This window comes from Corallococcus exercitus, from assembly GCF_003611585.1.
GTDB classification, from domain to species: domain Bacteria; phylum Myxococcota; class Myxococcia; order Myxococcales; family Myxococcaceae; genus Corallococcus; species Corallococcus exercitus.
In genome coordinates, this window is the sequence record NZ_RAVW01000085.1 from 19902 (window position 1) to 27978 (window position 8077).

The 8077-nt window shown below is 69.0% G+C and carries 9 protein-coding genes; all 9 read right to left on the reverse strand.

What is annotated here, in order from left to right; all coding sequences use genetic code 11:
* Positions 1 to 227: 227 nt before the first annotated feature.
* The 9 genes from D7W79_RS13290 to D7W79_RS13330 all read right to left on the reverse strand — a co-directional run bounded on the left by D7W79_RS13290 (position 228) and on the right by D7W79_RS13330 (position 7804).
* A complete protein-coding gene (locus tag D7W79_RS13290; RefSeq protein ID WP_120525745.1) occupies positions 228 to 1766 on the reverse strand; it encodes a tetratricopeptide repeat protein in 1539 nt (512 codons plus the stop codon).
* Between the two features lie 2 nt (positions 1767 to 1768).
* Positions 1769 to 2980, reverse strand: a complete 1212-nt coding sequence (locus D7W79_RS13295; RefSeq protein WP_120525746.1) for an outer membrane beta-barrel domain-containing protein — start codon at positions 2978 to 2980, stop codon at positions 1769 to 1771.
* Between the two features lie 9 nt (positions 2981 to 2989).
* The gene (locus tag D7W79_RS13300) at positions 2990 to 3808 is read right to left on the reverse strand and encodes an outer membrane beta-barrel domain-containing protein (RefSeq protein ID WP_120525747.1); all 819 of its coding nucleotides are present in this window, start codon (positions 3806 to 3808) and stop codon (positions 2990 to 2992) included.
* 357 nt (positions 3809 to 4165) lie between these two features.
* Positions 4166 to 4834, reverse strand: coding sequence for a 50S ribosomal protein L3 (gene rplC, locus D7W79_RS13305; RefSeq protein ID WP_120525748.1), 669 nt, complete (start codon positions 4832 to 4834; stop codon positions 4166 to 4168).
* Positions 4835 to 4982: 148 nt separating this feature from the next.
* Positions 4983 to 5753, reverse strand: a complete 771-nt coding sequence (locus D7W79_RS13310; protein WP_120525749.1) for a hypothetical protein — start codon at positions 5751 to 5753, stop codon at positions 4983 to 4985.
* A 78-nt stretch (positions 5754 to 5831) separates the two neighbouring features.
* Positions 5832 to 6245, reverse strand: a complete 414-nt coding sequence (locus D7W79_RS13315) for a hypothetical protein (protein WP_223743187.1) — start codon at positions 6243 to 6245, stop codon at positions 5832 to 5834.
* Between the two features lie 114 nt (positions 6246 to 6359).
* Positions 6360 to 7013 (reverse strand): HupE/UreJ family protein, encoded by a 654-nt coding sequence (locus tag D7W79_RS13320; RefSeq protein WP_120525750.1) that lies wholly within the window; start codon positions 7011 to 7013, stop codon positions 6360 to 6362.
* Between the two features lie 66 nt (positions 7014 to 7079).
* Positions 7080 to 7649 (reverse strand): hypothetical protein, encoded by a 570-nt coding sequence (locus D7W79_RS13325; RefSeq protein ID WP_244221749.1) that lies wholly within the window; start codon positions 7647 to 7649, stop codon positions 7080 to 7082.
* The gene (locus tag D7W79_RS13330; protein WP_120525751.1) at positions 7646 to 7804 is read right to left on the reverse strand and encodes a lmo0937 family membrane protein; all 159 of its coding nucleotides are present in this window, start codon (positions 7802 to 7804) and stop codon (positions 7646 to 7648) included. Before D7W79_RS13330 ends, D7W79_RS13325 begins: the two co-directional genes overlap by 4 nt.
* Positions 7805 to 8077 lie beyond the last annotated feature (273 nt).

The window sequence follows — 8077 nt, forward strand, 5'->3', positions numbered from 1 at the left end:
GGAAAACTTCTGCCCAGTTGGGAGGGACGACGGAAAGTAGACGCGGGTACCCAGATTGAGAAGTGGCCCGGAACGTGCCTTGTGCCCCGGCGTACGCGATCACGCCGAGCCACCTTCCAGGACTCAACATCACGCGAAGAGGCCCCGTCCCTCGTGACCGGAGTCACGGTGGCGGGGCCTCGAAGGTGCTTCGGTTGACTGCCAGGTGGGCTTGAGCCCTACCCCTGCTACTTCTCCTGCCGTGCGGGGCAACCCCGCTTGAGCGTGTACTGGTAGTAGCCGATCTCGTCGATCCAGAACTCGCCCTGGAAGCGCCAGTAGTTGTAGTCCGCGCCGGGCATCTTCGGGCGGTAGAGCGTCTGCCGGGTGAGCAGGGCCTTCTGGTCCACGCCCTCGGAGAAGAGGTCCTTCTCATCCAGCGCGGTCTGCACGCGGATGATCTCCGCCTGGTCGGAGAAGGTGCGGAGGTTGTCCGCGGCCTCCTTGATGCGGTTCTTCGCCAGCGTGCCGCCCACCTGGAGCAGCGTGGTGCGGATGTCCTCCAGCGACGCCACAGTCTGCGCGGCGAACGGCGTCCCGCGCCACGGGCCCTCGCTGATGGCGCGCTTCTCCTGATCCACGCGGGAGAGGGTCCGCATCACTTCACGGATGCGCTCGTTGTTGCGGATCCACAGGTAGACGGCGCGAGGCAGGCGGCGGTTCTCGGAGGACACCATGTTGAAGGCGTTGATGGGCGCGACGTCCTCGCCGGTGAAGGGCTCCAGCTGCTTCGCCATGGGGCCGTAGCGCTCGTCGAACGCGGCGAGCGTCGTCTTCACCTCGTCGTAGAGGCACGAGTAGTAATAGACGGTGGCCTTGAGGATCCACGACTCGGGCTGGAAGGCGCCCTCGAACTGCGGCGCGTGCAGCGCCTGGAGGCTGCCCAGCGCGCCGCCGAAGTCCTCGTTCTGGAAGCGGGCGAAGCCGTTCTCGAACAGGGCCTGGTCCCAGAAGCGCGCATAGCGGGGCACGCCCTCGTACGCCTTCACCGCGTCCGCGTACTCGCCGCGGCGGTAGTGCACGCGGCCGAGCGCCAGCAGCGCCAGCTCGCGCGTCTCTGGCAGCTCCACCTGCGGTTCCTTCGTGTTGAGCACGGCCTGGAACGCGGCGATGGCCTCCTTGTCCAGCGTGTCCCCTTCCCCGGGACGGCCCGGGAAGCGCGGGTCGGCGAGCACCGTGCCCAAGAGGTAGCGCGCCTTCGCGTAGACGCGGCTGTCGGCGGGCACGGCCTCCAGCAGCGACCGGGACTCCTCGAAGCGCATGCGGCGCTGGCTGGCGGTGCCGACGAGGTAGTTGATGCGCGCGAGCACCTCCTTGGGCAGCGTGACCCACTGGTCGCGCACTTCGTCGGAGTAGGCCTGGTTGAGGATGCTGGGGATGAGGTTCTGCTCATCCAGCCGCTGCTGCATGTCCACCAGCCCCTCGATGGCCTTGAGGTACGAGGGGTGCTTGGGACCGGCGTTGACGATGGCCGCGTAGGAGATGAAGGCCGCGACGGGCAGCTCCTTCTTGGCGAAGGTCTGCGCCAGGTAGAACTCGGCCTTGCCCTTGAGGTCCGCGTCCTCCCCTTCCGCCAGCTGAGCGAAGAGGGGGGCGGCGGTGTCGAGCTGGCCCGCGTTGAAGGCGGACAGCGCGCGGTTGTAGGTGCCCACGTCCTGCTGGGCGAACGCGACGGCGGGCACGGCGAGGGGCCCGAGGACGACGAGGAGTCGGAGCAGTCGGGACATGGCTAGAAGAGCACCGAGAAGCCAGCGTAGAAGCTGACGTTGTTGAGGACGTCCGACGAAGGCTCGGCGACGAGGTCCCGCCCGAGGATGATGTCCTCGCGGTAGTTCTTCTTCGTCTTCGGGTCCACGCCGTCGAACTTCGCCACCTTGCAGCTGCCGCTGAGGTTGAGGCCGTCGAAGGGCTGGTTGGCGGCGCGCGCGGCCTCCAGCGCCTCGAAGTCCGCCAGGTTGCAGCCGTCCACCTTGTCCACGCGAGCCGTGTAGATGAGGTCGCGCACCTCCAGGCGGATGGCGTAGGACTCGCCGAACTGCACGCGGAAGCCACCGCCCACCTCACCCAGGAACTTGTTGCCGGTGTCGCCGAAGCGCGCGGGCACCTGGTACGTCTGGCCCTCCACCTCGTTGGCCACTTCCGGGCGGATGAGGTGGCGCGTCTTGCCGATGCCCGCGCCGCCGCTGAGCACCACGCTGAACTGCGCCAGCGAGTTGTTGAAGAAGGCGAACTTGCCGTAGAGCGGCGTCACTTCGACACCGGCGTGCGCGCCCCACTGGAGCAGGAGCGACGACGCGGCCTGGGCCTGCTCGCGCACCTTGTCGATGAGCTCCAGGTTGAAGTCGCTCTCGTCGGAGTACCAGTTGTACTGGCCGCCCACCTGGAGGGCGAAGTTCTCCTGCAGGTGGTAGACGTAGTGCAGCGCGGTGCCCGCGTGGTTGGTGAACTTGCCGTTCACCTGGACGACGGCGGGGTACAGCACCAGCTCGTGCTTGCCCTCGTCCGCGAAGCGCTTCTTCTGGACGATGTGGACGTTGACGTTCGGGTTGTAGAGCGGCGCGCCATTCACCAGCCGCTGCTGCTGCGCGTCCGTGGTGCGCGGCGCTTCGCCGGAGTCCAGCACCGGCGCGTCCGCGGGCGCGGTGGCGGCTGGCGCCTGGGCCTCCGTGGACTGGGAGGACGGCGTGCTGCCCGTGTCGTCCTCGTCAGGGGTGGCGGGCGCGGACGGCCGGGCCGGCGCGGCTTCCGGAGACGACTGGGGAACCGCGGGCGCGGCGCGCTCGGTGCGCTGACGCTCCGGCGGTTCCGCGGGTGAAGGAGAGGCCGGCGCGGTCGCATCCGGACCCGGAGCGGCCGGCGGCTGCGCCGGGGCGGCGCCTTGCGCGAACGCGAGGGCAGGCACCGCGGCGACGAGGAGCGCGATGGAACGGAAGGGTCGCATAGGAAGGGGTCAGAAGGAGAAGGTGTAGCCGAGGTCGAACTGCACCAGGTGCGTGAGGCCCGGGCTGCCGGCGGGCTCGCCGGTGGCTTTGCCGGCCTCCCAGTCGTCGCGCAGCAGGTTCACGCGGTAGCTGTCCTTGAAGATCCAGTCGCGCAGCTCCAGCCGGATGCCGTGCTGCTCCTTGATGAAGAAGCGGAAGCCCAGCGCGGCGGACACCACCGGCGCCACGCGCGACTCCTTCACCCAGTAGTTCTCCGTGGCGCTGCCCCGGTCCGTCACGTCCGTGCGGTTGTCACAGACGCCCGCGGCCCGGTCCACCACCTGGGTGCACTGGATGACCGACTGGCGCTTCAGGTTGGTGAGGCCGCCGCCCGCCCAGAGGTACGTCTGGAAGTGCACCGGGATGTCCGCGACGAGGGAGATCTTCCCGTAGATGGGAGCCCACCGGGCGCCGACGACGCCGTGCAGGCCCATCCGCCACATGTCCTCAAGTTCGTCCGTGACGCGCTTGTCCTCGCGGTCCAGGAAGGACTCGGAGATGGAGCGCGCCAGGCCCGTGTGGCGGCTGGCGGCGTAGCCCGCGCGGGCTTCCAGCGCGAACGTGTCGAAGAGGTTGTAGGCCAACCCGACGTCGAAGAAGTAGTGCGCCGTCAGGTGCGTCTGCACTGGCAGGCCCACGGACAGGGACAGCTCCGGATGGCCCGCGGGCTTGTAGAGCCGGTTGCGGACGACCGCCGTGTCCAGGACGCCGTCTTCCTGTGCGGCGGCGCCGAGCGCCGTCAGCGAGAGGCTCAGCGCGGCGAAGACGCGAAGCGTGCGTGCTTTCATATCTCCTGCCCGGCCCGGGGGTGGGCCGTTGGGTGATCCGGAGGGCAACCCGTCTGCTTGGACGGCGAGGCTCCGGCGTGGGACAGCCATGTGAGCACGGCGCCCCTTCACCGCAAGCGGATCCCAGCGGCAGTCGGTAAAGTTTTCGCCCTTTGGCCCCAGGGCGACCAGCACTCAACGTTTCCACGGGGATGCGAGCCCTCCGGCCCCATCCACACCGCGAAACAGCACGCGCGCACGCACGCGCACGCAGCGGAGGCTGGAAACGACGAACGCCCCGCCCGGGACCCGAAGGTGCCGGAAGCGGGGCGTCGAACGGGGCGCGGTGAAGCGCCCCGGCGGTCCGTGGCTCAAGAACTACCGCGCGGCCTTGTGCTGCGCGCGCATGGCAACCTTGATGGAGGGGCGCACGATGACGATGCCGTCGTTGTGGCCGGCGACCGCGCCCTTCACGAGCACGAGGCCCTTCTCCACGTCCACGTCCACCACGGTCAGGTTCTGCGTGGTGACGCGCTCGACGCCGTAGTGACCCGGCATCTTCTTGTTCGGGTACGTACGGCCCGGCGTCTTACGCTGACCGATGGCGCCCGGGTGACGCTGATACTCGTGCGTACCGTGGGTCTTGGTCTGCGAACCCTTGAAGCTCCAGCGGCGCATGACGCCGGAGAAGCCGCGACCCTTGGTGATGCCGGTGACGTCCACCAGCTCGCCCTTGGAGAACATGTCCGCCTTGATGGCGTCGCCCACGTTGAAGCCCGCGGCCTCCTCGGCCGTGACGCGGAACTCACGCAGGTGGCGGCGCGGGGTGGCGCTGGCCTTCTTGAAGAAGCCGAGCTGCGGCTTGTTCAGGATCTTCTCGCGAATCGCGCCGAAGCCCACGGTCACCGCGGAGTACTGATCCTTCTCCGGGGTGCGCTTGCCGACCACCAGACAGGTGTTGACGTCGATGACCGTCACCGGAACGAGGTTGCCCTCGTCGTTGAACACCTGGGTCATGCCGATCTTCTTGCCAATCAGACCCTTCACGTCGTCCTCACAGCGAGCGCCCGTGGCGCTGAAAGCCCAATGAAATCAATGAACTGAACTGGCCTACACGCGTACCCGCGGCCGCCAGGAAGCGGCGCAAGATAGCAAACACGTCCCCTACGTCAAGCACCAAGGGTGGGCGTCCCCCTCACTGCGCGACATCCAACCGCGGGTAGAAGGGGTTGAGCTGCGTATCCGCGATGCGCTGGGCATACACCTCTTCGCCGAGGAGGAACAGGGCTTGATCCAGATAATCTTCCGCGCCCTTGATCTCCTCCTCCTTGGCGGCGATGGCCTGGTCGAGCTCCGCCATCCGGGCGTCGTGCTGGAGCTTCTGCTCCGCGGCGGCGTCCTCCAGCTCGATCAGGCGCTTGTGCGCCAGGATGCCCGCCGCGCCGGGCTGACCCGGGGTGGGCGTGAGGGCGGTGGCCAGCTGGGCCTCCCAGTCCTCGACCTCGCGGGCCAAGCGCATCTGGGCGATGCGGTTCTTCTTCAGATTCTGCCGGGCGGTGTCCAGCTTCACCGGATCCTGGGTGGTCATCTCCAGGTCCGCGAGCTTCGCCTCCAGCTTCTTGAGGCCCGCGATGGCGTAGCGAAGGTCGGCGCGGCGCGTGTCCAGCGTCTTGCGCAGCCCCTTCACCTTGCCTTCCACCGCCGTCACGGCCTTCTGGAAGCGGCCGGTGATCTCCTTCTGGGCGGCGCACTCGTCCTCGTGCTGCGCCAGGGAGTCCTGATAGGCCACGTCCTCGTCGTTCATCTCCGCTTCCAGCGCCGCCAGCTCATCCCGGCGCGCCTCCAGCACCTCTTCGGCGCGGTAGACGCGTTCCATGGAGCGGGGGCAGTTCGGCTTGCCCGGGAGGACGTCCCGGGCCAGGTCGCCGAGCTGGAAGATGAGATCGTTGTAGCTCTCCTTCGCCATGGACGGAGTCATACGCCCAAGACGCCGGGACTGTCACCGGCCGAGCGCGTTCCAAAGCGCCCGGTCCGGCCCTCTCCCTCAGGAGTCCGCGGGGGCCGCGACGGCCTGGGACTCGCCCCGCCGCACCGCCGCCAGGGCGCCTTCCGCCAGGGCGAGCAGCTCCCGGGCGCGGTCCTGCTCCTCGGTCCGGTTCAGTTCGCACACCCACGCGGACGACAGGTCCGCGTGCTGGCGCGCCATCTCCGCGGTGGTCTCGTAGCGCGCGGCCGACGCGCGGGCGAAGGCCCCCTCGCGGCGCAGCTCCAGCACCGTGTCCGGATCCAGATCGATTTCTTCTGGAGGCACCGGCAGCGGCCCGCGTCCCAGCGCCGCCAGACGGGCCAGCAGCCGGGACGCATGGGCGCGGCAGAACGCGGCCAGGACCATCAGGCGCGCCCGGACCCGCGCATCGTTCATGCGCTCCGCCAGCCCCGTCATGCGACGAGCTGACACCACTTCCGCCTCCCACGCGGCGGCCAGTGCAGCGGCCAACCGGGTATGCCTCGCACCCATCAGCGTCCCTCCCCCACCCTCGTCAACGCAAGCTAGGGACGCTGTTGGGGCAATTCAACCGACCGCACGAGCAACCATCCAATAAAGCCCCACCCCCGCGAGGCAGATGGATGACAGGCGCACAACCTTCGAGTGCAACCGGGGCCTGCGCTGGACGATGCGCAGCACGGGAACCAGGAAGGCCACCACCACCGCCTGCCCTACCTCCACGCCCAGGTTGAAGCCCACGAGCGCCGGCACCACGGAGGCTCCCAGTCCGTAGCCGCCGAGCACGCTCGCGAAGCCCAGCCCGTGCACCAGGCCGAACAGGAAGGTGAGCCCCGCGCGGTGCCCGTGCCGGCGCAGCAGCAGGTTCTCCAGCGCCATGTAGAGGATGGAAGCGGCGATCGCGGCCTCGGCCCACCGCGTGCCCCGCGCGTCCAGCGTCCACCAGCCCAGCGCGGTGACCGCCAGTGTCAGGGAGTGCGCCAGCGTGAAGGACGTCACCAGCAGGAGGATCCGCCGGAACGAGCCGCCCACCAGCAATACGGCGAAGAGGAACAGGAGATGATCCGCGCCCGCCAGGATGTGGCGGATGCCCTCGCCCACCCAGCCGGCGAAGCCGTCCACCGCAGCGGGCGCGACCTCAACCTCATGGGCGTGGACGGCGGCCGGCCCCAGCAGGACCAGGGCCAGCAACACCACCCGGGCTGCGGGGAACGGCTTCATCGCGCGAAGGAGCCTGCCCTCCGCGCGCCCCGCGCGTCCACTCCGGGATGATCCGGCCGGGCTTCCCTACTCGCGCACGAACTCCAGGTGCACCTGCTGGCGGCCGGAAAGCCCGCCGTGGTGCGCGCCGCAGCGCGGACAGACCATGGGCTGATCCCAGTCCCACGACGCCTGCACCTCTTCCCCACAGCAGACCATGGGGAGCGTGCGCAGCAGCTCCTCGTCCGGAGGCAGCGGCCGGGGCAGCGGCTCCGGCGCCACCGACACGAAGGTGGGCCGCGGGTTCTGCGACAGCGTGCGCTGCACGTACGCCAGCTGCTCGTACCGCACGTGGTTCGCCCACGCGCGCGCCATCTGCTCCACGTGCGCGGACTGCTCCGGCGTGAGCCACGCGTCCGGCAGCGCGCGGTGGCCGCAGTACAGGCAGTGCCACGCGGGCAGCTCCTCCGCCGTGTAGGCCTCGTGGAGGTTCTCGAAGGGGAAATAGCCCGCGAGCAGCCGCTGCAGCATCCCCGCGTCGTGGCGGCTGGGCCGTGTCTTGAAGGAGCGCTGGCAGCGGGGACATTCGCGCCGCACGAAGCCCGCCTTGTCCCGCGGCAGCTCCAGCCACGCCATGTCCAGCTCCGGCAGATTCACGCCAGCCCCCGCCGGCGCCCCAGCGACGCGACGGCCAGCACGAACGCGATGAGCGAGAACACCAGGAGGAGGTGCACCCACTGCCCCTCCGTCGAACCGGTGATCAGCCCCATCACCCACAACACCATCAAGATGATGCCCATGGTCCAGTACACGCCACGCCTCCCGCCACACGAAGGTCCATGAATCAGACCGGGCGCAAGCTAGGAACGCGGAGGCACCCCGGCAACAGGTGGAGCTTTCTGCAGGGTCAGGTTGGGAAACAAACTTCCCAGGCCGGGCATTTTTTCCGGCCACCGTGAGCCCCGCCGGACCTGTTTCAGGCCCTCTCTTAAGGATCCGTGAGGCAGCCAGCGCACGCCACGTCCGCTGGCACGTTGCCTGCTTAGCCGCTGGGTGTGGGCGAGTCAGCGGGCGCGGGGAGTTGG